The 509-nt window shown below is 44.0% G+C and carries 2 rRNA genes; both read left to right on the forward strand.

Annotated elements, in window-relative coordinates:
* Nucleotides 1-132 (forward strand): 23S ribosomal RNA (locus RJ47_RS14625); the annotation flags it as partial.
* Nucleotides 133-224: 92 nt separating this feature from the next.
* Nucleotides 225-340 (forward strand): 5S ribosomal RNA (gene rrf / locus RJ47_RS14630).
* Nucleotides 341-509: the final 169 nt, after the last annotated feature.

Below are 509 nucleotides of genomic sequence, written 5' to 3' on the forward strand. Positions count from 1 at the left end.
CTGAGATGAGTCTTCCCTGACCCCTTGAGGGTCCTAAAGGGTTGTTCGAGACTAGAACGTTGATAGGCAGGGTGTGTAAGTGCTGTGAGGCATTGAGCTAACCTGTACTAATTGCCCGTGAGGCTTAACCATACAACACCCAAAGGGTTTTGATGGACTCGATATAAGAATTAATTGATTGTGTTTTGAGAGCGCAAAAACAGCTTTCCAGATTAAAGAATTTGCTTGGCGACCATAGCGATTTGGACCCACCTGATTCCATGCCGAACTCAGAAGTGAAACGAATTAGCGCCGATGGTAGTGTGGGGCTTCCCCATGTGAGAGTAGGACATCGCCAGGCTTTATTTCCGACTTGTCTGAATACAGACGAGTCACCATAAAGTTCTAAATAAATTTAGAATTTTATGTTGACTTTCAAAGTGGAAAGCGTATTATACGCACCTCGCTTAAGTGCTAAGGCACTGAAAGCCAAGCTCTTTAACAATATAGACCTATCAATCTGTGTGGGC

It is taken from the genome of Vibrio sinaloensis (assembly GCF_000808535.1).
GTDB classification, from domain to species: Bacteria; Pseudomonadota; Gammaproteobacteria; order Enterobacterales; family Vibrionaceae; genus Vibrio; species Vibrio sinaloensis_D.